This is a genomic window from Microbulbifer sp. SAOS-129_SWC, from assembly GCF_039696035.1.
Taxonomy (GTDB): Bacteria; Pseudomonadota; Gammaproteobacteria; order Pseudomonadales; family Cellvibrionaceae; genus Microbulbifer.
The window spans coordinates 2,194,370-2,218,913 of sequence record NZ_CP155567.1 but is presented as its reverse complement, the minus strand read 5'-3'; the positions used below and the strand labels follow the sequence as shown (position 1 = coordinate 2,218,913).

Annotated in this window: 19 protein-coding genes; 9 read left to right on the top strand and 10 right to left on the bottom strand. The window is 63.7% G+C overall.

Annotated features, from left to right (window positions below; translation table 11 throughout):
- Positions 1-407 precede the first annotated feature (407 nt).
- The 5 genes from ABDK11_RS09665 (at position 408) to ABDK11_RS09645 (ending at position 6,673) form a co-directional block, all read left to right on the top strand.
- On the top strand, positions 408-2,228 hold the full coding sequence (locus ABDK11_RS09665; RefSeq protein WP_346840081.1) for an amidohydrolase: 1,821 nt from the start codon (positions 408-410) through the stop codon (positions 2,226-2,228).
- 290 nt (positions 2,229-2,518) lie between these two features.
- A complete protein-coding gene (locus tag ABDK11_RS09660) occupies positions 2,519-2,755 on the top strand; it encodes a DUF1427 family protein (RefSeq protein WP_346840080.1) in 237 nt (78 codons plus the stop codon).
- Positions 2,697-3,380 carry a hydrolase gene (locus tag ABDK11_RS09655; RefSeq protein ID WP_346840079.1) on the top strand — a complete coding sequence of 228 codons (684 nt, stop codon included), beginning with the start codon at positions 2,697-2,699 and terminating at the stop codon, positions 3,378-3,380. Before ABDK11_RS09660 ends, ABDK11_RS09655 begins: the two co-directional genes overlap by 59 nt.
- Before the next feature lie 100 nt (positions 3,381-3,480).
- The gene (locus ABDK11_RS09650) at positions 3,481-5,139 is read left to right on the top strand and encodes an MFS transporter (RefSeq protein WP_346840078.1); all 1,659 of its coding nucleotides are present in this window, start codon (positions 3,481-3,483) and stop codon (positions 5,137-5,139) included.
- Between the two features lie 28 nt (positions 5,140-5,167).
- Entirely contained in the window at positions 5,168-6,673 is a 1,506-nt protein-coding gene (locus ABDK11_RS09645) for an alginate export family protein (RefSeq protein ID WP_346840077.1), read from the top strand.
- 65 nt (positions 6,674-6,738) lie between these two features.
- On the opposite strand, the gene ABDK11_RS09640 is transcribed toward ABDK11_RS09645, so the two are convergent.
- Genes ABDK11_RS09640 through ABDK11_RS09625 form a run of 4 tightly spaced genes read right to left on the bottom strand, consistent with a single transcriptional unit; the run spans position 6,739 to position 12,688 of the window.
- Positions 6,739-9,870, bottom strand: coding sequence for a CusA/CzcA family heavy metal efflux RND transporter (locus ABDK11_RS09640; protein ID WP_346840076.1), 3,132 nt, complete (start codon positions 9,868-9,870; stop codon positions 6,739-6,741).
- 13 nt (positions 9,871-9,883) lie between these two features.
- Positions 9,884-10,879: an efflux RND transporter periplasmic adaptor subunit gene (locus tag ABDK11_RS09635; RefSeq protein WP_346840075.1), complete on the bottom strand. Its 996-nt coding sequence runs from the start codon at positions 10,877-10,879 to the stop codon at positions 9,884-9,886.
- Positions 10,880-10,936: 57 nt separating this feature from the next.
- Positions 10,937-12,232 (bottom strand): TolC family protein, encoded by a 1,296-nt coding sequence (locus ABDK11_RS09630; RefSeq protein WP_346840074.1) that lies wholly within the window; start codon positions 12,230-12,232, stop codon positions 10,937-10,939.
- A 54-nt stretch (positions 12,233-12,286) separates the two neighbouring features.
- Positions 12,287-12,688 carry a hypothetical protein gene (locus ABDK11_RS09625; protein WP_346840073.1) on the bottom strand — a complete coding sequence of 134 codons (402 nt, stop codon included), beginning with the start codon at positions 12,686-12,688 and terminating at the stop codon, positions 12,287-12,289.
- A 307-nt stretch (positions 12,689-12,995) separates the two neighbouring features.
- On the opposite strand from ABDK11_RS09625, the gene ABDK11_RS09620 reads away from it, so the two are divergent.
- Together ABDK11_RS09620 and ABDK11_RS09615 are read left to right on the top strand one after the other, a co-directional pair.
- Positions 12,996-14,438: a DUF1254 domain-containing protein gene (locus ABDK11_RS09620; RefSeq protein ID WP_346840072.1), complete on the top strand. Its 1,443-nt coding sequence runs from the start codon at positions 12,996-12,998 to the stop codon at positions 14,436-14,438.
- Positions 14,439-14,450: 12 nt separating this feature from the next.
- Positions 14,451-15,845 (top strand): DUF1254 domain-containing protein, encoded by a 1,395-nt coding sequence (locus ABDK11_RS09615; protein ID WP_346840071.1) that lies wholly within the window; start codon positions 14,451-14,453, stop codon positions 15,843-15,845.
- A 14-nt stretch (positions 15,846-15,859) separates the two neighbouring features.
- On the opposite strand, the gene ABDK11_RS09610 is transcribed toward ABDK11_RS09615, so the two are convergent.
- The 5 genes from ABDK11_RS09610 to ABDK11_RS09590 all read right to left on the bottom strand — a co-directional run bounded on the left by ABDK11_RS09610 (position 15,860) and on the right by ABDK11_RS09590 (position 20,245).
- Positions 15,860-17,071, bottom strand: a complete 1,212-nt coding sequence (locus ABDK11_RS09610; protein ID WP_346840070.1) for a low temperature requirement protein A — start codon at positions 17,069-17,071, stop codon at positions 15,860-15,862.
- 33 nt (positions 17,072-17,104) lie between these two features.
- The gene (locus ABDK11_RS09605) at positions 17,105-18,046 is read right to left on the bottom strand and encodes a pirin family protein (protein WP_346840069.1); all 942 of its coding nucleotides are present in this window, start codon (positions 18,044-18,046) and stop codon (positions 17,105-17,107) included.
- Positions 18,047-18,050: 4 nt separating this feature from the next.
- Positions 18,051-18,611, bottom strand: a complete 561-nt coding sequence (locus ABDK11_RS09600) for an NAD(P)H-dependent oxidoreductase (RefSeq protein WP_346840068.1) — start codon at positions 18,609-18,611, stop codon at positions 18,051-18,053.
- An 80-nt stretch (positions 18,612-18,691) separates the two neighbouring features.
- On the bottom strand, positions 18,692-19,315 hold the full coding sequence (ycaC, locus tag ABDK11_RS09595) for an isochorismate family cysteine hydrolase YcaC (protein WP_346840067.1): 624 nt from the start codon (positions 19,313-19,315) through the stop codon (positions 18,692-18,694).
- Positions 19,316-19,381: 66 nt separating this feature from the next.
- Entirely contained in the window at positions 19,382-20,245 is an 864-nt protein-coding gene (locus ABDK11_RS09590) for a pirin family protein (RefSeq protein WP_346840066.1), read from the bottom strand.
- 132 nt (positions 20,246-20,377) lie between these two features.
- On the opposite strand from ABDK11_RS09590, the gene ABDK11_RS09585 reads away from it, so the two are divergent.
- The gene (locus ABDK11_RS09585) at positions 20,378-21,283 is read left to right on the top strand and encodes a LysR family transcriptional regulator (protein ID WP_346840065.1); all 906 of its coding nucleotides are present in this window, start codon (positions 20,378-20,380) and stop codon (positions 21,281-21,283) included.
- A 43-nt stretch (positions 21,284-21,326) separates the two neighbouring features.
- Here the strand turns inward: ABDK11_RS09585 and ABDK11_RS09580 are convergent, their stop codons facing one another.
- The gene (locus tag ABDK11_RS09580) at positions 21,327-21,830 is read right to left on the bottom strand and encodes a hypothetical protein (protein WP_346840064.1); all 504 of its coding nucleotides are present in this window, start codon (positions 21,828-21,830) and stop codon (positions 21,327-21,329) included.
- Between the two features lie 221 nt (positions 21,831-22,051).
- On the opposite strand from ABDK11_RS09580, the gene ABDK11_RS09575 reads away from it, so the two are divergent.
- Complete coding sequence (locus ABDK11_RS09575) at positions 22,052-24,331, top strand: heavy metal translocating P-type ATPase (protein ID WP_346840063.1); 2,280 nt, start codon at positions 22,052-22,054, stop codon at positions 24,329-24,331.
- Positions 24,332-24,544: the final 213 nt, after the last annotated feature.

The window sequence follows — 24,544 nt, the reverse complement described above, 5'->3', positions numbered from 1 at the left end:
AGCGCACACTTCAAGTTCTGCAGGAACGAGCAAGGAATCTGGAGAAACCTCCGGCAATCCAGTACGAGAAAATGAATAAAATGCCACTCATCCACACGGGATCCGCTCTGCAGCACTGGAAGTAAAATACACTTCCTGAAGATCGTACCCCCGCCCGGCAAGCCGGGGGGGGGGGGGGCCGCTTAGGTGACCACTCATCGCACCCCCCGGTCAATTTCCCGGCGAATATCCCCGTCACGAAACGGATTTGGCCAGCCTATACTTTCCAGCATGCCCAGTTGCGATTGGCGCGCAAATGGCTGCCTGGACTAAAATTTTTCTCAAGCGCCGTAATCGGCAGATTGCCGTCGATTACGGCGCTTGATGTTTCCTGCAGGGAAGAGCCCGGACCCGGAGGAGTATTGACTATGCCCCGTACGCTCTTAACCAACGGAAAATTCCGCACCCTCGACCCTTCCCGCCCTTCCGCTTCCGCCGTCGCAATCAAGGACGGGCTGTTCGAGGCCGTGGGTAGCGACAGCGATATCCTGCAGTTACAGGACAGCGATTCACAGGTCATCGACCTGCAAAAGCACACGGTCATTCCCGGCTTGAACGATTCCCACCTGCATGTAATCCGCGGTGGCCTGCACTACAATATGGAGCTGCGCTGGGAGGGTGTACCCTCGCTGGCGGATGCGCTGCGCATGCTCAAAGCGCAGGCGCAGAACACGCCGCCGCCGCAGTGGGTGCGGGTCGTCGGCGGCTGGTCTGAATTCCAGTTTGCCGAGAGGCGCATGCCCACGCTGGACGAAATCAACGCGGCGGCGCCGGATACTCCGGTGTTCATCCTGCACCTGTACGACCGCGCCCTGTTGAACGGCGCCGCGCTCAAAGCGGCGGGGATTACCAGGGAAAGCCCCGATCCACCCGGCGGGGTGATTTATCGCGACCGCCGCGGCAACCCCTCGGGCATGCTGATTGCGGAGCCCAGCGCACTCATTCTGTATTCGACCCTGGCCAAGGGGCCGTCCCTTGATTTCGAAGACCAGATCAACTCCTCCCGGCACTTCCAGCGCGAACTCAACCGCCTGGGTGTCACCAGTGCGATCGACGCCGGCGGCGGCGGCCAGAATTACCCGGAGGATTACAAGGTTATCGAAGAGCTGCACAAGCGCGGCGAAATGACCATGCGCATCGCCTACAACCTGTTTGCGCAGCAACCGGGCTCGGAGCTGGATGACTTCAAGCGCTGGACCAAAATGACCAAACCCGGAGATGGCGATGCGATGCTGCGCGTCAATGGCGCCGGCGAGAATCTGGTGTGGTCGGCGGCGGATTTCGAGAACTTCCTGCAACCGCGCCCGCGCCTGGTCGAGGATATGGATGCCGAGCTCGAGCAGGTCACCCGCTTACTGGTGGAACACCGCTGGCCCTTCCGGCTGCACGCAACCTACGATGAGTCCATCGCGCGCTTCCTGGATGTGTTCGAGAAAGTCGATCGGGACATCCCCTTCGATGGCCTGCGCTTCATTATTGACCATGCGGAAACCATTCGGCCGCACAACATTGAACGCATCCGCGCGCTCGGCGGTGGCATTGCCATTCAGCACCGCATGGCGTTCCAGGGCGAGTATTTTGTCGAACGTTACGGGGCGACAGAAGCGGAGCTGACGCCGCCGATCAATGAAATGCTCGCCGCAGGCCTGCCTGTTGGCGCCGGCACCGATGCCACGCGCGTAGCCAGCTTCAATCCCTGGGTGTCACTCTACTGGATGTCCACCGGGAAAACCCTGGGCGGCCTGACCCTATACCCCGAGGATCGCCGGCTCGAGCGTGAAAAGGCGCTCTACCTGTACACCAAAGGCAGCGCCTGGTTCTCCGGTGAACACCAGGTCAAGGGCGCCATCGTGCCGGGCGAATATGCGGATCTCGCCGTACTTTCCGCCGACTATTTCTCCGTCCCCGATGAGGACATCAAGGCGATCACCTCGGTGCTGACCATCGTCGACGGCAAGGTCGTCCACGGGGACGGTGATTTCAAGCAGCTGGCGCCGCCACTGCCACCGGCAAGCCCTGACTGGTCACCGGTACGCACCTATTCTGCGTTCAGGGAGAGCTTTACCACGGCGGCGCGCCCCCACGCCTGCGCGGGTACGGGGCACGCTCACCACCACCCATTCTGCGGATCACGCGCGTCTGCGGATCCCTTCTGGGGCCCGCTGGGATGCAGCTGCTTCGCCTTCTAGCGACTGAATTTGTGATGGCACCATAGGGAGCAGAGACGGTTCACGATGAAAGTGGTGTTGGGTTTCATACTGGCATTGGCGATCGGCGCCGGCTGCAGGTTGACGGGTATCCCGGTGCCAGCGCCGCCGGTAATCCTCGGCGCGCTGCTGGTTGTGGCAATGACGTGCGGGTACCTGATCGTGGACTACCTGGCCGCGCACCGCCCCGCAAGGAACAAGGACCTGTGCGGTGGTCCGACCGGATCCACCAGGTCTTCGAACGCCTCAAAAAAGTCCCGCGGAGACGATTCGTGACCAACACCCTGCTGGGCATTGCCCTCGGACTCATTATCGGCGCAGCCTGCCGCTGGTTCGACCTGCCACTGCCGGCGCCGCCAAAACTGATTGGTGCGCTGTTGGTCGTGGCCATGTCGTGCGGATTTGCGGGCACTGATCTTCTCATAGAGCGACATTTCTTTGGAGTATTCCATGAACAAACAGAAGCTCGAAGTGCTGACGCCCAAAAACTGTCAGTTGATTTTCATTGATCAACAACCACAAATGGCATTTGGGGTGCAGAGCATCGACCGCCAAACCCTGAAGAACAACGTGGTCGGGCTGGCGAAGGCGGCGAAGATCTTCAATATCCCCACCACCATCACCACCGTGGAATCGCAATCCTTTTCCGGCTATACCTACCCGGAATTACTGGGCGTCTTTCCCGAGGCTCCTATCCTGGAGAGAAGCTCGATGAACTCCTGGGATGACCAGAAGGTGCGCGATGCCCTGGCCAGCAACGGGCGAAAAAAAGTCGTGGTATCCGGTCTGTGGACGGAAGTGTGTAACTGCACTTTCGCCCTGAGCGCCATGCACGATGCAGACTATGAAATCTATATGGTGGCCGATGCCTCCGGCGGGACTTCTGTCGCGGCGCACGATTATGCGATGGAGAGGATGGTACAGGCGGGCGTTGTTCCGGTGACCTGGCAACAGGTGTTGCTGGAATGGCAACGCGATTGGGCGCATCGCGACACTTATGATGCGGTGATGGAACTGGTCAAGGAACATTCCGGTGCTTACGGCATGGGGGTCGATTACGCCTACACAATGGTGCACAAAGCGCCGGAGCGAGTGAAACACGGCGAAACACTCGACCCGAAACCCGCCAAATAGGTACAACGTCCGAGCGTGTATGGCCTATCGCGGTACCTATTTCGCCTGCAGGGACAGGAACGCTTCAGCAGTCCTTAATGGTTAACGCAGGGCTTCAGGTTTGAGTGATCGACAAGACGATCTGCACAAAGCGCCTTCCGGTTCGGCCTGGGCCCCCTTTGCCCACCCTGCTTTCGCGGTATTGTGGACTGCGACGGTCATTTCCAATGTCGGTACCTGGATGCACGATGTCGCCTCCGGATGGCTGATGACCTCACTGGCGCCGTCACCGTCGATGGTTGCGCTGGTGCAGGCTGCCACCAGTGCGCCGATATTCCTCTTCGCGCTCGCCGCGGGTGCGCTCGCCGATCTCGTCAGCCGGCGCAAACTGTTGATTGTGGTGATGGCTGCACTGTCGGTCTCCACACTGATACTGGCTAGCCTGGTCTTCACCGAGAAAATCACCCCCGGCGGACTCCTGCTCTTCACCTTTTTGTCCGGGACCGGTGCGGCCTTTGTCGCTCCGGCGTGGCAGGCCATAGTGCCGCAGCTGGTGCCCCGGGCAGACCTGAAATCCGCAATTGCCCTGAACGGTGTCGGGATCAATATAAGTCGCGCCATTGGCCCGGCGCTCGCCGGCGCCATCATCGCGGGCATCGGCATCACCTGGCCCTACGTCGTCAATGCGCTGAGTTTTCTCGCTGTGATTGCCGCACTGCTCTGGTGGAAGCCGCCACTATCCCAGGAAAGCGACCTGCCCGCAGAGCGATTCCTCGGCGCCATGCGCGCCGGTATGCGCTACGTCCGCGCCAGCGGCGCGATGCGCTCTACCCTGATCCGTGCGGTCCTGTTCTTCCTGTTTGTCAGTGCCTTCTGGGCCCTGCTGCCGCTGGTGGCACGGGAGGAACTGCGCGGCGGCCCGCAGTTGTACGGCATCATCCTGACCGCGGTGGGTATCGGCGCGGTCGCCGGAGCGGCGTTTTTGCCGCGTCTGGCGCGCAAGTTCAGCGCCGAACAGCTGGTATTGATGGGCACCCTCGGCACCGCGCTGGTGCTGGCCACCCTGGCCCTGCTAAAGCGCGCCGACGCGGCCGTGGTGGCATGCCTGTTGGCCGGTGCCTGCTGGATTACGGTGCTGTCGCGCCTGAATATCTCCGCGCAACTGGCCCTGCCCGACTGGGTCCGCGCGCGCGGGTTGTCGATGTTTATCACGGTATTTTTCGGTGCCATGACGCTTGGCAGCATCCTCTGGGGCCAGGTTGCCAGCCATTTCGGGATCTCGGTGACACAGCTGATCGCCGCCGCGGGCGCGGTGCTGGCCGCGGGTCTCAGCTCGCGTTACCGCCTGTTGCAGGATGAATCGCTCGATCACACGCCGAGCGGTTACTGGCCACAGCCGCTGGTCGCGAGTGACGTGGGGCTCGACCGTGGTCCCGTCATGGTTACCGTCGAATACCACATTGATAGCGCCGACATCGCCGACTTCGTCGCCGCCATGCGCGACCTCAAGGCCTCCCGCGAGCGGCACGGCGCCTTCGCCTGGGGCGTGTTTGAAGACGTCAGCCAGCCGGGCCGCATGATCGAATACTTTATCGAGGAGTCGTGGGTTGCGCATCTGCGCCATCATCAGCGTGTCTCGATGCTCGACAGCGAGATCCAGCAACGGGTTAGGGAGTTGCATCACGGCGATACCGATCCGGTGGTGACGCACCTTCTGGCCCCCGAGCCCGGGGCCACACCGGTCGCGGAGCCGGCCGCTGCCCGGGGCTCGATCGAGTAGCGTCATCTGCAGCGGAAACACCTGGACTATGGCAGGGTTGCCCCGCCTTCTCCGCCGCCACTCATTGCCCGCCGGCACTTTTGTGGTGCCGGGCCACCATTGCTTAATGCCGTTTGACACTATGCAATACCAAGCTGCAGCCTTATCAATAATTGCACTCCTGGTCTGCGCGGCAGGTTATGCGGATGATGGCAAGCCGCCGCCGATCAAGAAACTGCGCTTCGACGAGGACTATTCCTACCTGCGCGCCGCGCCCCCCGGTGTCCAGTGGCCGGCCTGCTGGAAGTACATTCCGCTGCGCGACTATATCCCGCTACGCGAAAGTGGTGACAGCTACCTGACCCTGGGCGGAGAAGTGCGGCAACGCTATGAGTACACCAAAAATCCGACCTTTGGCCAGGATCCCCAGGACAAGCGCGGTGTCTGGCTACAGCGCTACTCAGCCTTTGGCGATCTGCACTGGAATACGCACCTGCGTTTTTTTGCTCAGTTAACCAGTGCTCTCGAAGCCGGCCGCGCCGAAGGTCCCAGCCCGGTGGACGAGGACAAGCTCACATGGCAAAACGCCTTCCTGGACCTGAGCACACACAATTCAAACGGCAGCGACACCACCGTACGCCTGGGGCGCCAGGAAATGGTGTTCGGCTCCGGGCGGCTCGTGGATGTGCGTGAAGGACCCAATGTGCGGCGCACCTTCGATGGAGGGCGGGCTTTTATTACCGATGAGCACTGGCGGGTGGAATTTGTGGCTGCGCGTCCGCGCCTCGACCGGGCCGGAGTGTTCGATGACAAGACCAATTACAACCAGGCGCTCTGGGGTATCTACGGTGTTCTACAGAAGCCGCTGCGCTACCCCGGCAATCTCGATCTTTACTACCTTGGCAACCAAAATGACGACTCGACCTATGTGCAGGGTACCGAGCATGAAGATCGCCATTCTCTCGGCGCGCGCTTCTGGGGCGAATCCGGCAGCTGGAACTGGAACTGGGAAGCGCTATACCAGTTTGGCCGGTTCGGCAGCGACGACATCAACGCCTGGACCCTGGCCACGGAGACAACCTATCACTGGCAGGACGTACGCTGGCAGCCCAGCGTAAAGCTGAGCATCAATATCGCCAGCGGTGACGACAACCCGAATGACCGTAAGCTGGGCACTTTCAACCCACTCTACCCGCGGGGAAACTATTTTTCCGAGGCAGCGGTCTTTGGCCCGCGGAACTTTTACAACTTCCACACATTTCTCAACCTGCAACCGAATAGAGCCCTCGCGCTCACCGCAGATCTGGACTTTTTCTGGCGGCTGGAGACCGAGGATGGTCTCTACAGCCCCAGCGGCCAGATTATTCGCGGCCCGGACGACAGTGACGCGCACTTCGCGGCAATTACCCTTTCGTTAACCGCTGAGTACACAGTCTGCCGCGGCCTGGTGCTGACCGCGATACACACGTTCGACAAGCCGGAGCGGTTCATCCGTGAAACCGGCCCCTCCGATGATCTCGGCTTTACCGAACTGACGATGCAGTATCGATTCTGAGTATTACTGTCGTAACCGCGCTGGGCTGTCTGGCAATTTCCTGCGGACAGCCCACCGGGCCGCGTCTATTTTTTCTCGCCGTGCACGATACGGTACAACAGCGGCAGCACCAGTAGCGTCAACAGCGTCGACGAAATAATCCCGCCGATCACCACCGTCGCCAGCGGCCGCTGCACTTCGGCGCCGGTACCGGTATTGAGCGCCATGGGCACGAACCCGAGGCTCGCTACCAGGGCCGTCATCAGGACCGGGCGCAGGCGGATCGTGGCACCGTCAACAATGGACGCAATCAGCTCGCCGCCCTCCGCGCGCAGCTGGCGGATAAACGACAGCATCACCAGCCCGTTCAATACGGCGACCCCGGACAGCGCGATAAACCCGACCCCGGCGGAAATCGACAGCGGCATGTCGCGCAGCCACAACGCCAGCACACCACCGGTCAGTGCCAGCGGCACGCCGGTGAAAATAATCAGCGCATCTTTGATTGAGCCGAACGCCATCACCAGCAGACCGAGGATAATTGCCAGCGTCAGCGGTACTACTAGCGAGAGCCGTTTACTCGCGGACTCCAGCTGCTCGAAGGTACCGCCGTAATCCAGCCAGTAACCGGCCGGCAACTGCACCTGGCGGGCGATGCGCGCGCGTGCCTCATCGACAAAGGACCCCAGGTCGCGGTCGCGCACATTGGCGGTGACCACCACGCGGCGCTTGCCGTTTTCGCGGCTGATCTGGTTGGGGGCCGGCTTCATCTCAATACGCGCCACTTCCGCCAGCGGCACATAGCTGCCCAGCGCGCTGCCCTCCGGCAGCGGCACCGGCAGGTCGCCGAGGCGCTCGACGTTGCGCCGCAAGAGTTCCGGCAGGCGCACCACCAGCTGGAAGCGGCGGTCGCCCTCGTAGATCAGCCCCGCGGACTCGCCACCGATCGCGGTGGCCACCAGATCCTGCAGGGTCTGCAGGTCGAGACCGTAGCGGGCCAGCTGAATACGTTTCGGCACTACCGACAGCACCGGCAGACCCTCCACCTGCTCCAGCCGCGCGTCCGCGGCGCCGGGAATCCCCTGCACCACCGCGAGAATCTGCCTGGCCGATCGCACCAGCTGGTCCAGGTCGTCACCGAAAACTTTGATGCCGAGATCCGCGCGCACACCGGAGATGAGTTCGTTGAAGCGCATCTCGATCGGCTGGGTAAACTCGTAGTTGTTCCCCGGCAGCTGGCGCACGGCGTGCTCGATATCGGCAATCAATTGCTGCCGCGGCAACTGCGGATCCGGCCACTGGTCGCGCGGTTTGAGGATGACGAAATTGTCGGCCACATTGGGCGGCATCGGATCCGTGGCCACCTCCGGCGTACCGATCTTGGCGAACACCTTGTCGACCTGGGGGAACTCGGCGATGCGCTCCTCCAGCAATTTCTGCATCTGCACCGACTGCTCCAGCCCGGTGCCGGGAATACGCAGCGCGTGCAGCGCGATATCCCCCTCGTTCAGCTGCGGAATAAATTCCGAGCCCAGCGTGGTCGCCAGCCAGCCGCACAGAATCACCAGGCCCAGGGCCGCCGACAGCACCAGCCAGCGCAACTGCCACCGCAACTGGAGCGCGGCCTGCAAAACCGGGCGGTACACGGATTTGGCGGCGACAATCAGGCGGTTTTCCTTTTCGCTGATTCTGCCAGTGAGGAATACCGCCACCGCAGCGGGCACCACCGTCAGTGACAACAGCAGCGCCGACAGCAATGCCATCACCACCGTCGCCGCCATCGGCTGGAACATCTTGCCCTCCACACCGGTCAGCGTGAACAGCGGGATATACACCACGGTAATGATCAATACCCCGAACAGGCTCGGGCGAATCACCTCGTTGGTGGCGCGGAACACCAGTTCCAGCCGCTCGGCCAGCGGCAGCTTGCCGGTGCTGCGCTGTTGTGCCTCGGCCAGCCGGCGAATGGCGTTCTCGACGATAATCACCGCGCCGTCGACGATCAGGCCGAAGTCCAGCGCACCGAGGCTCATCAGGTTGGCGGATACGCCGGTCTTGACCATGCCGGTGATAGTGGCGAGCATCGCCAGCGGAATCACCGCGGCGGTGATCAGCGCCGCGCGCAGGTTGCCCAGCAGCAGGAACAGCACCGCGATCACCAGCAGCGCGCCTTCCAATAAGTTTTTCTGCACCGTGCGCATGGCTTTTTCCACCAGCGTGGTGCGATCGTAAACCGGCTCCAGCTCAATGCCCGCAGGTAGCGACGCCTTGACCTTGTCCAGCGCCGCGGCCACATCGCGGGCCACCGCGCGTGAATTCTCCCCCACCAGCATCATCGCGGTACCCAGCACCGTTTCGCGGCCGTCGCGGGTGGCGGCGCCGGTGCGCAGTTCGCGGCCGATGGCCACCGCACCGATATCCGCAACCTTTACCGGCGCGCCGTCGCGGTTGGCCACCACGACGTTTTCGATATCCGCAATCGTCTTCAGCTGGCCCGGCGAGCGCACCAGCAACTGGCGGCCGTTGCGCTCGACATAGCCGGCGCCGCGGTTGTCGTTATTGCGCTGCAGCGCGGCGACGATATCGGCCATGGTGACACCGTAATTGAGCAGCTGGCGCGGGTCCGGCGTGACGTGGTACTGCTTGTCGTAGCCGCCGATCGTATTCAACTCGGTGACTCCCGGCACCAGCGCCAGTTGCGGTTTCACAATCCAGTCCTGGATCTCGCGCAGCGCGGTGGCATCGTAGGGCTGGCCGTTGGGCTGGGTGGCCCCCGGCTCAGCCGCTACCGTGTACATGAAGATCTCACCGAGCCCGGTGGCGATGGGCCCCATTTCCGGCTCCAGCCCCGGCGGCAGTCCGCCCTTGATCGCACCCAGGCGGGTGTTGATCAGGTTGCGGGCAAAGTACAGATCGGTGCCCTCCTCGAACACCGCGGTGACCTGCGACAGGCCGTAGCGCGACAGGGAGCGTGTATAGGCCAGCTGCGGCAGGCCCGCCAGCGCCGTCTCCACCGGATAGGTAATGCGCTGCTCCGCCTCCAACGGCGAATAACCCGGGGCCGCGGTATTGATCTGGACCTGCACATTGGTGATATCCGGCACCGCATCGATGGGCAGTTGCCGGTAACTCCAGATACCCACACCGACCAACACCAGAATCAGGGACAGCAGCAGGTAGCGCCGCTCGATCGAGAGACGCAGAATCGATTCAATCATTCCTCAACCTCTCTCAGTGATGGTGCGACGCGCCGGATTTTTCTATGTCCGCCTTGATCACGTAACTGTTGGCGGTGACATAGCGCTCGCCGGCTTTCAGCCCGCCCAGCACCTCGGTCACGCGGCCATCGCTGCGCCCCAGTTGCAGCGGGCGCGCGGTAAAGTGATCGCCGTCGCGAACAAATACCACCCTGTCACCGCGCAGCGGTTGCAGCGCGCGGTTCTCGACCACCAGCGATAGGCGCCGCTCGTTGACCACCACTTCGCCCTGCACCATCAGGTCGGTGGTCCAGCGCTGCTCCGGGTTATCGATCGCGGCGCGGGCAACGGCAAACGGTTGTCCGTCGGTGCCCGGCGAAATATTGCCGATCGTGGACTCCACCGTGTGCGCGCCGACATGGATAACGACTTTCTGCCCGCGCGCCACCAGTGCGCGGTTTTTCGGGAACAGTTGCAGTTCGGCCCACAGCTGATCGTAATTGGCGATGGTAAACAGCACCCGGTCGCCGCTGTACTCGCCGCGGCTGGCCTGTTTGTCGATCACCTGCCCGGCGATGGGCGCGCGCAGCGGATAGGTCTGCAGGCTGTCGTTGGACTCGATCACGGCCAGCTGCTGGCCTTTTTTAACGCTGTCGCCGAGCACCGCGTTCACCTCGATAATCGGCCCGGGGAAACGCGCGCGCAGGTGGCTGATACTGGCGTGATCGGCGGCGGTCTTGCCGTACAGGGTGGCGGTTTCGCGCAGCGTACCGGGTCCGGCCACGGCGGTTTCAATACCGGCCTTGCGCGCGGTAGCGGGATCAATTTCGGCCCGCGCCTGTGCGTGGCCCTCGTCGTGGCCGCCCTCTCCTTGGCCACCTTCTCCATGGCCGCCCTCGTGCTCACCAGCCGTTTGTGCATGGGCAGCCTGCCCCACATGGTCGTCACGCTGCATCGGCGTCAGTGCCAGCAGTGACACCAGGCCGAGCAGTAGCGCCGCCAGCGCGCTGATTAAAACTTTTCTGTTCATACTCATTCTCTGTACTTTCCGGGTACTTGCTATGTACTCGCTCTGTATCTGGTTCCGCTACTTGCTGTTATCCGGCTGTGCCGGCAGCAGGGGTGCAGCGGTCATCTGTTCGATTTCGGCGCCGAAGCGCAGTACCGCGCGGGCCGCTTCAATGCGTGCGCGCCGGGCACTGATCAGGTCTTCGCGTGCGGTGGACCATTCCAGGTACGAATAACGGCCACGGCGATAGGCGCGCTCCACCTGGGTGAGCGCATCGCGCAGTGTGGGAATGATGGTTTGGGTCAGGGCCTCGACGGTGGCGAGCGCCTGTTCGCGCCCACTGACGGCGCGATAGAGCCGGCCGTACAACTGCAGTAGCGCGGCCTCGCGCTGCAGCGCCACCTGATCGCGCTCGGCCAGTGCGGTGGCCACGGCGCCGGCATTGCGCCGCGCTTGGAACAGCGGTGCGCTGACGCCCGCAACCAGCGTGGTCTCACCCAGTTCGCGGGATCGACGCACACCGACCGACCACCCGATATCCATGCTGGAGCGGGTCTCGGCGAGGCGCAGTTCGGCCTCGCGCAGGCGCTCCTGTGAGGCGAAGCGGGCAATGGCCGGATTCTCACGCGCACGGGCGTAGAGCTCACTGAAACCGGCAGCGGGCGCGAAGCGATAGAGTGCACCGCCGTCCACCGCAAAAGTCGCGTCCGGTTCGCCCCACAGCACCGCCAGCGCGCGCTTGTGGGCCTGCAGCTGGCGCTGCTCGGACTGCTCGGTGAGCCGCGCTTCCGCAAGCGCCGCCTGCGCGCGCAGTTTTTCCGCCACCGGCGCGGCGGCGGCATCGACCCGCTTGTCCACCTCGCGCAGCGTATCCCGCGCGAGGCGCACCGACTCGCCCGCCAGCGCCAAACGCTCCCTGGCGGCCAGCACCTCGGTGTAGCGGCGAATCACTTCGCCGAACAGATCCAGCGCTGTGACCTGTTCGTCGGCCAGCAGCAGTGCGCGGTTGGCGCTGACGGTATCGACACGCGCGCGGCGCTTGCCGCCCAGCTCGATCACCGAAGAAATGGACGCGGTCAGCTCCGCCTCACTGAAGCCGCCGCTGCCGGCAAAGTTTTCCAGCTCGGCGTCCAAATTCAGCGCGGGCTTCAGCGCCGCGGTCTGTGCGCGACCGGCAAGTGCCGCGTCGCGCAGGTCGTATACCGCCAGCTGCGGATTGCGCGCCAGGGTGCGCTGGATCGCGTCGGCAAGAGTCAGCGCCGCGCCCCCCTGTGCCTGAACCAAAGGCACAGGCCATAGAACTGCCATCGCCAGCAGCAACACGGCGGCACGACGGCAGAGCGCACTCGATGAGTACGCGTGCAAAAAATGCATAGGGATCTCCCAAGTCTTATCTCGTAGGCGCGCACAGGGCGCGCGTGTGCGGGATCAGACTCGGGCTATGGGTGGGCGGTAGAGCGCGGAGGAATCGATACTGGGGAGGAACGGTGAGCGGGCCGCGCGCGTCACGGCGGTACCGGACACCTGCGCCTGCTCGCTGTGGCCGGGCAGGCCGACAAAACCGAAGCTGTGGCAGTGACAGCAGTGGTGGCAGAATTCCTGCCCGTGGTCATCACCGGCATCGCCGGCGAGATCGCTGGCCACCTGGGCGACAATCGAACCGGCCACAATCGCCACGCCGTCATCGGCCACATCGAGATGATGTGGCGCGACGTGGGTCGCCATATCCTGGCGCTGCTCGTGACTATCAAAGAACGTCACTGCGGCCTGGAAGACCAGCAGTGCGATCAGCAGATAGCACAGGCGACTCGCCTCGGTGGATATGGACATCTCGGGATAGATACCGGTTTGTTTAAATTGATGCCTAAAACTTTAGCAAACAAGCGCACCGCGCTCAATGTTGCGCCATAGCAGCAATGGCCGGGCCGCCGAAGATCACCCTTACGTCGCCTGGGCAATGCACCCCTCGCGCCGCGTGTTCCGGCGACATTCCGGCATGCAATTCCTCTTCCCCATGACTATGGCTACCTATAGTTGATCAATAGTGTGCCAAATTCCTGGCGCAGACACGGCTGCAACTGGACCACGGAAGGCCTTTGAGCGGCCACAGTTCCACGAACCTCAGAGGTACTGCATCTTGGCAACTCTCCACGCGTTCCGCCTCGGCACAGTAGCTCTGTTGTTACTGGCGAGTCTCGCGGCGCAATGCGCCGAACCGGACAAAATGCTCGGCCCGCAGGAAGCCAAAGCCCTCGCGCGCCGGGTCTACCTCTACGCCTATCCCTTGGTCGTGATGGATATCACGATGCGCCAGGCGACCAGTGTGCCCAATGCCGAAACCGCACCCATGCGCGCGCCGGTGAACCAGTTTGCGCACTTTCGCGAGTATCCCGGCGCAGACGCCAGAGACGTGGTGCGTTTCAATTTCGACACGCTGTATTCGTTTGCCTGGCTGGATCTGCGCGACGGACCGCAGGTGCTTTCGCTGCCGGACAGCGGCGGGCGCTATTACCTGATGCCGATGCTGGATATGTGGACTGATGTCTTCGCGGTACCGGGCACCCGCACCACCGGCAACGGCGCCGGCAACTTTGCGATTGTCGCGCCGGACTGGCAGGGACAGCTCCCCGCCGGTGTGGACCTGATCCGCGCGCCAACGCCGATTATCTGGATCATGGGCCGCACCCAGACCAACGGCCCGGACGACTACGCCAATGTCCACCGCCTGCAGGATGCCTACAAGCTGACTCCGCTGAGCCGCTGGGGGCAGGACTACACAGCCCCGGTCAAGGTGCCTACGGATCCGAAGATCGACAGTCACACGGATCCGCTGCAACAGGTGAACAGCCTGAGTGGCGTAGAGCTGCTCGCGCGCTTTTCGAAATTACTGCAGGTGCACCCGCCGCACGCCAACGACTATCCGATCCTGTTTGAAATGCGTAGGCTGGGCCTCAGCCCCGGGCAAAACTTCGATCCGGACAAGCTCTCCCCGCAGATGGCGGACGCAATCAACGCCGCCGCCAAAGAGGCCATGGCAGATTTGCGCCAGGCCGTCGCCAGCGGTGCTATCGGGGAGATTCAGAACGGCTGGAATTACACTGTGGAGGGCATCGGCACCTACGGCACCGACTACCGCCGGCGCGCCCTGGTGGCCATGGCCGGTCTCGGTGCCAACCTGCCGGAGGATGCCATCTACCCCAATGCCATCGCCGATGCCGATGGCAACCCGACTTCCGGCCAACACAATTATGTATTGCACTTCGACAAGGGAAGATTGCCAGCGGTAAATGCGTTCTGGTCCCTGACCATGTACGACACGGACGGCTTCCAGGTGCCCAACCCACTCAACCGTTTCGCCATTGGTGACCGCGACAAACTCCAGTTTAATGCCGACGGGTCACTGGATCTGTATATCCAGCACCAGTCGCCCGGTAAAGACAGAGAGTCCAACTGGCTACCGGCGCCCGCGGGGCGCTTTCAAGCCATGATGCGGATGTATTCACCCAAGCCGGAAGTGTTGCGCAACGGGCCCGGACTGCCGCCGTTGAGCAAAGTCACCAATGCCAGGCAACAGCCCTGAGGAGAAAAGCCAGTGAAATATTTTTTGCGCGCCTGCGCGCTCCTGCTGTCACTGTTGACGCTGCCCGCAAGTCAGGCCGCCGACAGCCTCTCGGCCCGGGAGGCCCGGGACATAGCGCGGGATGCCTACCTCTACGCCTATCCGCTGGTGCTGATGCGGGTCAGCTCGCAGGTGTCGACCAATGTGGCGGAACCGCAGTTTCCGCTGTCGCCGATCAACCAGTTGGCCCACGCCAAGGCATTTCCCGATGCCAGTATGGATATCATCGCCAGCCCCAACGCGGATACGCTGTATACCTCGATGACGTTTGACGTATCCAAAGAGCCGATTGTCGTCACCGTGCCCGACTCCGGCGGGCGCTATTACCTGCTGCCGTTTCTCGACGAGTGGACCGATGTGTTCACCGTGCCCGGCAAGCGCACCACCGGTACCGCCGCGCAGACTTTCGCCATTGTCGGCCCCGGCTGGCAGGGCAAATTGCCGCACGGCATCACCCGCTACGACAGCCCCACCGCGCGCGGCTGGATGGGTGGCCGGGTGCAGACCAATGGCAAGGCGGATTACGCGGCGGTGTACAAATTCCAGCAGGGCCTGAAGGTGGTGCCACTCAGCGCCTACGGCAAGCCCTATACCCCGCCGCGGACCGCGGTCGACCCCAAACAGGATATGAGCCCGCCGGTGGAACAGGTGGACAAGATGGATGCGGAGACCTTTTTTACAGTGTTTGCCGAACACGTGAAAAACAATCCCCCGCACGCCAACGATTACCCGATCCTCGACCGCATGCGGCGCATCGGCATAGTGCCGGGCAAGCCCTTCTCCATGGCCGCACAGCCGGAGGTGGTGCAGGAGGCCATCAAGGCGGCACCGGCCGACGCCCTGCCGCGGATCAAGGCAGCCTGGAAAAAGTCCGGCACGGTAGTCAATGGCTGGAACGTGAACCTGAGCGGAATGGGCACCTACGGCACCAATTACCTGCGCCGCGCGGCGGTTGCCTACGGCGGACTGGGCGCAAACGTGCCGGAGGATGCGGTCTACCCCACCACCTTCGCGGACGCCCGCGGCGAACCCCTGCACAGCGACCGGCGCTACACACTGCACTTCGACAAGGACAAACGGCCCCCGGCGCGCGCCTTCTGGTCCCTCACGCTGTACAACGACCGCCAGCTGTTTGCCGACAATCCCATCGACCGCTACGCGATCGGCGACCGGGACAAGCTCAGGTTCAATGCGGACGGTTCACTGGATCTCTACATTCAGCGCGAATCCCCGGGCAGCGACAAAGAAGCCAACTGGCTGCCGGCGCCGCAGAGCGGCAACTTCTCGCTGATGATGCGCCTCTACTGGCCGGCGCTGGAGGTGCTCGATGGCAGCTGGGCACCGCCCCCGGTCGAGCGGGTGGAGTAAATTCTGTCTCGCCTTCAGCGGACTGCTGTCTCGCTCCGGCGGGCAGCAGTCACCGCCACCGTTTCCCAGACACCCACCAATACCAGAATGGCCGAAGACAAAACGCCGAGCGCCAGCGGCGGCAGGAACAGACCACCGGGAATCAGCAGTAGCAACAGCAGAATTCCCACATAGTGGGAGCGCGGGTGGCTGCGAAAGATCAGCCATTTGAACAGTAAATTGCCGCCCAGATAGAGCACGGCACCACCGATGGCCGCCCACACCACCCTCGCCGGCGTATGCCCCGACGGATGCGCGAGAACAAATTCATCGGCCGCGGCGACCACCACGATACCGGCGATAATCAGCAAATGGACATAGGTATACACCAGCCGCCCCACGGCGCCGGTATTTTCCGCCGCAGCAATTTCTTCATTGGCGTGTTCCACCGCCAGATTGAAATAGATCCACCACATGGCCACGGTGGCGACAAAGGCGCTGACAAACGCCTTTACCGTGGCCGGGCTCCAGTCGAGCCCGGCGAACGTGGAACCGCTGACAAGCAGGGATTCCCCCAGCGCGATAATCACCAGCAGGCCGCAGCGCTCGGCCATATGCTCGCCGGAAATATCCCAGTCGCCGCTGCGGGAAGGCACCAGGCCAGTGAAACGCTCCAGCAAAGGAATGTGAAAGGAGACCATCGCCGAGGTGTACTCCACCAGCACCGCCGCCGACCACCACAGCAGGCGCGCCGAACCGTCGGCCGCGGCACCGCCGATCCACAGTGCCGCCGACAGCCCGAACCACAGCGCCATGCGCACAAAGGTGCCGTGCACCGCGGGCCGTTCGCGGCGGCTGGCCAAGCACATAAACAGTGTCCGCCCCAGCTGCATGAATAGATAGCTGGCGGCGAACAGCCACGCGGCTTGGTCAAAGGCGTGGGGAATAGCGATCGCCATCAGCATGCCGGCGAACATCAGCGCAAACAGTAACAGTTTTACCGGCACCTTCTGCGGGTCCAGCCAGTTGGTGACCCAGGCGGTGAAAACCCATACCCACCACACCGACAGCAGGATCAGGAAAAAACGGTAGACGCCCGCCAAACCGGGACTCGCGATCAGCAGGTGCGTGGTCTGGGTAATCGCGTAGACGAACACCAGGTCGAAAAACAGCTCGACAAAATCGACCTTGTGCTCGCGCGCGCTGCCCTTTACCCGGAACAGACTCGCTGAAAAGCCGGAAAACATGCCCGATGACTCCTGTTGATTTTTACCTGTCTGCTATTTCTCTTCAGCCGCAGACTCAGCGCCGGCCGGGTACGGAATAAACTCTTCGCTATCGCCCGGCACCTGCGCAAAACGGCCCGATTTCCAGTCGCGAATGGCGGACTCGATACGCGCATCGCTGGCCGAGGCAAAATTCCAGTCGATGCGGGTCTCGCCGACGCTGGCACCGCCGATAATCGCGATACGGCTCTCTTGCGTGGCCTCAACGACTACCCCTTCCTGCGCGGAAAACACTCCCATGGCCGTTGCCGGTATTTGCATATCCCGCGCCCTGAGCGCGCCGCTGGCCACATAAACGGCCCGCTCCGGCGCCGCCGGCAGGGTAACCGACTGGCCCGCCTGTAAATGCATCTCCACGTACAGGGTCTCGGCAAAGGTCTTTACCGGCGAGGTGACGCCGAAGGCGCTGCCCATGATCACCCGGGCGGCGACTCCGTCGACGGTGACGGACGGAATCGTCTCCGCGGGATAGTGGTGAAACTCCGGGTCCATCTCCGCAAATTCCTGCGGCAGCGCCAGCCACAACTGCAGGCCGTGTACCCGGTGCGCTGCGTCGCGCACTGCGCGGCGTTCGCGCTCGGAGTGCACGATGCCGCTGCCCGCCACCATCAGGTTGATATCGCCCGGGCGCACCAGCTGCTCGCTGCCGAGTGAATCGCGGTGCAGTATTTCCCCCTCGAACAGGTAGGAAACCGTGGCGATATTGATGTGCGGGTGCGGGCGCACGTCGATGCCCTGCCCCGCGGCAAATTGCGCCGGCCCCATATGGTCGAAGAAGATCCACGGACCCACCGCGCGGCGGGCCGCGTTCGGCAGGCAGCGGCGCACCGAAAAGCCGCCCAGATCCTTCTCCTGCGGATGGATAACCAGCTCCAGGGCGCCACAGCCGGGCTGCAGCTGGCATTCGTGTTCGGCGATCTGGTGCAGATTGCTCATGCTTTTATCCCCGCTGCAGTCGCTCGGCCCAGTCGCACAGCGCGGCGATCTGCTGGCGAACAAAGTCCCGCGTCATCTCGTCCACCAGCGCGCCGCTGGCATCAAATTTCTGCTGTGCCTGGGCGATCATCACCTCGGGCTTGTTGATAAAGTGCACGTCGAGGTAAACGAGGATTTTGCGCAGGTCGTAGTGGGCACGCACGCCGCCGAGCATCCCCATGCTCGCACTCATCACCGCCGCCGGTTTGCCCGCCAGCGGCTGCGGCGACTGGCGCGAAACCCAGTCGATGGCATTCTTGAGTACGCCGGGAATGGAATAGTTGTACTCGGGGGTCGCGAACAGCACCGCATCCGCCGCTGCAATCGCATCGGACAGCTGTGTGACTGCAGCGGGTAATTCGCGATCGCGCAGTTCCTGGTTGTACAGCGGGATATCGGCGAGATCGGCGATCTGCAGCTCGACATTTGGCGGGGCCAGTTCGGCCGCGGCGCGCAGCGCGGCCGTATTGTAGGATTCCCCGCGCAGGCTGCCGGAGATACCGACGATACGGATTTTATTGGACATGTTTTTCCTGCTCTTGTTTTTTCCCATCAAGAAAGACAGCACCGCCCACAAGGTTGCAGGCGGCGCGGTGATCGCCTGTGTTACTCGCCCTTGAGCGTGGTGTAACTGGTAATCAGGTTGCGGTAGTCGGGGATATGGTTGGAGAACAGGTTGCCCAGCCCCTCGATATCGTTGCGCCAGTCGCGGTGCAGCTCGCAGGCGGCGCCGAACCAGGTCATCAGTTGCGCGCCGGCGGCGGACATGCGCTCCCAGGCCGCATCGCGGGTGAGCGGGTTGAAGGTGCCGGAGGCGTCGGTGATCACGAACACGTCGAAGTCTTCGGCCAGTGCCGAGAGGGTCGGAAACGCCACGCAGACTTCGGTCACCACGCCGGCGATGATCAGCTGCTTCTTGCCGGTCGCCTTGACCGCGGCGACGAAGTCCTCATTGTCCCAGGCGTTGATCTGGCCCGGGCGCGCAATATACGGCGCATCCGGGAAAATCTCTTTCAGCTCCGGTACCAGCGGGCCATTGGGACCGTCCTCGAAGCTGGTGGTGAGAATGGTCGGCAGGCCGAAGTACTTGGCCGAGTCGGCCAGCGCCAGCACGTTGTTCTTGAACTTGTCCGGCTCGATATCCCGCACCAGGGACAGCAGTCCCGCCTGGTGGTCGACCAGCAGCACCGCCGCATCGTTTTTGTCCAGGCGTACATAGGGTTTGCTCATGGGGTTTCTCCTCTAAACAGAATGTGGGGCGCACGCGGCGCCCGGGGTGTCAGCTCGCAAGCGGTATCAGCCGCGCCGGCCGAAGCGACCGCGACTGAAATCCTCGATGGCCTCGGCAATTTCCTCGCGGCTATTCATGACGAAGGGGCCGTGGCCGACGATGGGTTCATCGATGGGCTCGCCACACAGCAGCAGCGCCTTGGCCGCGCTGCTGGCACTCAGTGACAGCTGTTCGCCCTCGCGCGCCATCACCGCCATCTGCGCCGCGCCGACCTCGGCGGCGCCGTTGACGGACACAGCCCCATCCAGCACCACCAGCGCGCAGCTCCAACCGTCGGGGAGCGCGAATTCCGCAGTGCCGCCACAGGCCAGACGCAGATCCCACACCTGCATCGGCGTGAAGGTTCTGGCCGGCCCCTGCGCACCGGCGTAGTCGCCGGCAATCACGCGCACTTCACCGGCGCCGTCCGGCAGCGATACCTGCGGTATATCCTCGGCGAGCACGGCCTGGTAGCCGGGTTCGGTCATCTTGTCGCGCGCCGGCAGGTTGACCCAGAGTTGCACCATCTCCAGGGTGCCGCCGGATTCGGTGAAGGCGGGCGAGTGATACTCCTCGTGCAGGATGCCCGCTCCGGCAGTCATCCACTGCACGTCGCCCGGCCCGATCACGCCGCCCTGGCCGGTGGAATCGCGGTGCGCCACCTCGCCGCTGTAGACGATGGTCACCGTCTCGAATCCGCGGTGCGGGTGTTCGCCGACACCGCGCGGGCCCGCCGCCGGGGCAAAATCCGCCGGCCCGGCGTAGTCGAGCAGCAGGAAGGGGCTCAGCTGTTCGGCGTGACTGTGGTACGAGAACAGGGAGCGCACCGGAAATCCGTTGCCGACCCAGTGCGGTCTGGGCGCGCTGTAGACACCGAGAAGCTGTTTCATGACGCTATGTCTCCATTGTTGGCCAGGACTGAACGAGAGCGGCCGAGTGAATGGGCGCAGGATAGTTTTGCAACGGACAAGGTGCTAGCCTGTAATTTTGCTTCGCAGCGTCCCAAAAATGGAACAGTGACCGTGCAGAACCTGAATGATCTCTACTACTTTGTGCAAACCGTGGATCACGGCGGCTTCGCCGCCGCCGGGCGCGCCCTGGGCATCCCCAAATCCAAGCTGAGCCGCCGGATTGCGGCGCTGGAGGAGCGCCTCGGCGTGCGTCTGATCCAGCGCAGCACGCGCCACTGTTCGGTCACCGAAATCGGCCAGACCTACTACGAGCACTGCAAGGCGATGCTGGTGGAAGCCGAGGCCGCCCAGGCGGCGATCGACTCGGTACAGGCGGAACCGGCCGGGGTGATCCGCCTGACCTGCCCCATCGCCCTGCTGCACGCGCATATCGGTGGCATGCTCGCCGACTTCATGGCGCGCTACCCGAAGATCACCGTGCACCTGGAAGCCACCAATCGCCGCGTGGACCTGCTCGGCGAAGGCGTCGACGTCGCCATTCGGGTGCGCCCGCCGCCGCTCGAAGACAGCGACCTGGTGATGCGCGTGCTGTCCGACCGCGGCCTGTGCCTGGTGGCCAGCCCGGCGCTGGTCGAACAGCGCGGCCTGCCCGCGACACCCGCCGACCTCAACGGTTGGCCGAGTCTCGGCCTCGGGGTGCCGCAGCACAGTCACAGTTGGATTCTCTACGGCGAGAACGGCGCCGAGTCCACCATCTACCACCGGCCGCGCTATGTGACGACCGACATGATGGCGCTGCGCAGCGCCGCGCTGGCCGGAGTCGGCGTGGTGCAGCTGCCGATATTAGTCGTGGAGGAACAGTTGCAACGGGGCGAGCTGGTCAGGCTGTTGCCGGACTGGCCGCTGCACCGGGATATCATTCATGTGGTGTTTCCGTCCCGGCGCGGGCTGTTGCCATCGGTGCGCGCGCTGATCGATGCACTGGTGGACTTCTACGCGTCTTTTGACGAGGACTGATCGCTTCCGTGTGAAGCCGCTGAATATTGTTGCGGTTTTCCCGTTAGTACATCGAGCGGTAGTGGCTGGCGAGATGCGCCAGGTTGTCCAGCTCGCAGGCCTCGCTGTGATGAATCATGGCGCGGCGCGCGCGCTCGGCTACACCGGTATCCAGCCCGCTGCCGGCTGCAGCCAGGGCCGCTTCGATATCGCTGAGGGAAACCTGCATCAGGTCGTAGTCGACTAAGACGCGGTCGCCGCGGATATCCAGCGACAGCACCCCTTTCACCGCCGCAACGGCGTCGCGCAACGCGGCGGACTCCGCGTCGTCCGGCGCCGCCGCCAGGCGGATTCCGTGGCGCTTCCTGACCACCTTCCCGCGCTGCTTTTCCGCCAGGCCCCAGGTGGCCTCGCCGACATACAGGTGCGGCCAGCGCTTGAAGCGCTCGCGGCAACGCTCGGAGCAGAAGGCATACTTGATATGCTGATGTGTCCACGCGTGGGCGTTCGCGGGCACCTCTTCGCCGCAGACCGGATCCCGGGTTCGTTCGAGACTCCTCCCCTGCATGATGTCGCTCCCGTCAACCATCGCCCGCTAAACCTTCTAAACCTTCCGCACAAGCCTCTAGTATAGGAACAGAGGCCAAGGCCCCTCACCCACTGCACTTCATTTCCGGATGAAAGCGCACAACCGCGACCCTGCAATCAATGCCGCCAGGAGGCATTGCCGATGGCACCAAAACGCTCCAATGGCCGCCGCCCGCCCACTGGTTTAGGCACATACCACCGGTGAACAAACGCCACACCGCCATAGCCATTGCGGTAGCCCTGCTGCTGGCCGGCGGCGGCCTGGCCGCGCTGTTCGGCCTGCCCACTGCGCCCGCCTGGATCGCCGCCACCGCACTGATGCTGATCGTGGCCGGCGCCGACTGCCTGAGCGCGCTGCTGCAAAAGCGCGCCGGGGTGGATCTGCTGGCGCTGCTGACCATGGCCGGCGCCCTGGCGCTGGAGCAATACCTGGCCGGCGCGGTCATCGCGTTTATGTTTGCCAGCGGGCGCGCGCTGGAGGAATACGCCAGCGGCCGCGCCCAGAGCGAGCTGGCGGCATTGATTTCGCGCAGCCCGCGCACCGCGCATCGCTATGAAAACGACGCGATCGAGGAAGTGGCGGCGGATGCCGTGGGCGCCGGCGACCGGCTGCTGGTGAAACCGGGTGAAGTGGTCCCCGTGGACGGGCTGTTGCTCTCGGACGCCGGGCATTTCGACGAATCCGCAGTGACCGGTGAATCGCAACCGCAGCGACGGCTGCGCGGCGACCAGGTGGCCAGCGGTGTCGTCAATGCCGGCGGCCCGCTGGAGCTGCAGGCACTGAAAACCGCCAACGAGAGTACCTATGCCGGCATCGTGCGGATGGTCGAGGAAGCGCAGGCGGTCAAGGCGCCGTTCACGCGCATGGCAGACCGCTACGCGCTGCTGTTTATTCCGGTGGCGCTGGGTGTCGCCGGCATCGCCTGGCTGGCGTCGGGCGATCCGGTGCGCGCCCTCGCCGTGCTGGTGGTGGCCACCCCCTGCCCGCTGATCCTCGCCGCGCCGGTGGCGATCATCGCCACCATTTCCCGCGCCGCCGGGCGCGGCATCCTGATCAAGAACGGCGCCGCGCTGGAACAACTGGCGGCGGTGCAAAATTTCCTGTTCGACAAGACCGGCACACTCACCGTGGGGCGCTCGCAACTGACCGGCATCGAGGTCACTGCGGGAATGACACCCGACGAACTGCTGCGCCTCGCCGCCTCGCTCGACCAGGTATCGCAGCACGCCACGGCGCAGTCCCTGGTCGCCGAGGCACGGCGGCGCAACCTGGACCTGAGCCTGCCGCATCAGGTACAGGAACTGCCCGGCGAGGGGCTGCGCGGACAGGTCGACGGCCACGCGGTGGCGGTCGGCAGCCTGGCGCTGGCCCTCAACGGCGCACCGGCGGACGAATGGGCGCGCGCGCAGCTGCGCCATATGGCGCTGCGCGGTCGCTCCGGTGCATTTGTCAGCGTCGACCAGCGCCTCGCCGGCGTGCTCCAGCTGGCCGACGAAATTCGCCTGGAGACCCCGCGCGCATTGCGTGAACTGCACCGCGCCGGCATTCGCCGCACCGCCATGCTGAGCGGCGACCGCCGCGACGTGGCCGAAACGGTGGCCACCGCGCTGGGGTTCGACGCCGTACTGGCCGAGCGCACGCCCAAGGACAAGGTGGCCACCGTGCGTGAGGAGTGCCGGCGCGGCACCACCGCGATGGTCGGCGATGGTATCAACGACGCACCGGCGCTCGCGGCCGCAAATGTGGGCATCGCCATGGGCGCCCGCGGCGCCGGCGCCTCGTCGGAAGCCGCCGACGTGGTGCTGCTGGTGGACCGCCTCGACCGCCTGCCCGAAGGCCTCGCACTGGCCCGGCGCGGCCGGCGCATCGCCGTGCAGAGCGTGGTCGCCGGCATGGCGCTGTCCGGCATCGCCATGCTGGTGGCCGCATTCGGCTACCTGCCACCGGTGGCCGGCGCGCTGCTGCAGGAGGTCATCGACGTGGCGGTAATCCTCAATGCGCTGCGGGCGCTGCGCCCGGATTATCACCAGCGCCTGGAAGCGCCGCTGCCGCCGGAATTTGTCGAAGAGCTGCGCGACCAGCACCAGTCGCTGCAACCGGTGATTGACCGGCTGGAAACCGCCGCCAGTGCCCTGAACGCCGAACCGCCGAACGATATCCGCAAGGAACTGGAAGCGGTCGCCACACTGATCCGCGAACAGCTGTTGCCGCACGAACGCGAAGACGAGGAACAACTCTACCCGAAGCTCGCCGACGTGGTGCGCGGCTTCGATCCCATGGGCACCATGAGCCACACCCACCGCGAAATATTCCGTCTCGCCCGGCGCTATGAGCAACTCACCACGGAACTCAACGCCGACCCGCCGAGCGAATTGCAACTGCAGGAACTGCGCCAGCTGCTGTTCAGCCTGCTCGCCATTGTGCGGCTGCACTTTGCCCAGGAAGAGGAACTCTATTTCACCTTGAGTGATACCCGCTAAATTGAGCAGCGGCGCAGCAGTGCACGGCCGTACACGAAGCCGACGCCCGATCCCCCCTCCACGTGAACAGCCAAGCACCCTCCTCTACCCGGTGCGCGCCACCGCAGCATTAATCACCACGAGGAAGGCAGATCTCTGTTAGGTTAAATAGAGGGAATGCAACACCTTGTGACCGGCCAGAGGCCGTGTCATGTCAGGGCTTGTCGTTGTATT

Excerpts from the sequence above, each read along its gene's own strand:
- ABDK11_RS09640 (WP_346840076.1), bottom strand. The coding sequence starts at position 9,870 with ATGATTGAATCGATTCTGCGTCTCTCGATCGAGCGGCGCTACCTGCTG.
- ABDK11_RS09605 (WP_346840069.1), bottom strand. The coding sequence starts at position 18,046 with ATGAGCAATCTGCACCAGATCGCCGAACACGAATGCCAGCTGCAGCCC.
- ABDK11_RS09600 (WP_346840068.1), bottom strand. The coding sequence starts at position 18,611 with ATGTCCAATAAAATCCGTATCGTCGGTATCTCCGGCAGCCTGCGCGGG.
- ABDK11_RS09665 (WP_346840081.1), top strand. The coding sequence starts at position 408 with ATGCCCCGTACGCTCTTAACCAACGGAAAATTCCGCACCCTCGACCCT.
- ABDK11_RS09635 (WP_346840075.1), bottom strand. The coding sequence starts at position 10,879 with ATGAACAGAAAAGTTTTAATCAGCGCGCTGGCGGCGCTACTGCTCGGC.
- ABDK11_RS09580 (WP_346840064.1), bottom strand. The coding sequence starts at position 21,830 with ATGCAGGGGAGGAGTCTCGAACGAACCCGGGATCCGGTCTGCGGCGAA.
- ABDK11_RS09590 (WP_346840066.1), bottom strand. The coding sequence starts at position 20,245 with ATGAAACAGCTTCTCGGTGTCTACAGCGCGCCCAGACCGCACTGGGTC.
- ABDK11_RS09630 (WP_346840074.1), bottom strand. The coding sequence starts at position 12,232 with ATGCATTTTTTGCACGCGTACTCATCGAGTGCGCTCTGCCGTCGTGCC.
- ABDK11_RS09645 (WP_346840077.1), top strand. The coding sequence starts at position 5,168 with ATGGCAGGGTTGCCCCGCCTTCTCCGCCGCCACTCATTGCCCGCCGGC.
- ABDK11_RS09655 (WP_346840079.1), top strand. The coding sequence starts at position 2,697 with ATGAACAAACAGAAGCTCGAAGTGCTGACGCCCAAAAACTGTCAGTTG.
- ycaC (WP_346840067.1), bottom strand. The coding sequence starts at position 19,315 with ATGAGCAAACCCTATGTACGCCTGGACAAAAACGATGCGGCGGTGCTG.
- ABDK11_RS09625 (WP_346840073.1), bottom strand. The coding sequence starts at position 12,688 with ATGTCCATATCCACCGAGGCGAGTCGCCTGTGCTATCTGCTGATCGCA.
- ABDK11_RS09610 (WP_346840070.1), bottom strand. The coding sequence starts at position 17,071 with ATGTTTTCCGGCTTTTCAGCGAGTCTGTTCCGGGTAAAGGGCAGCGCG.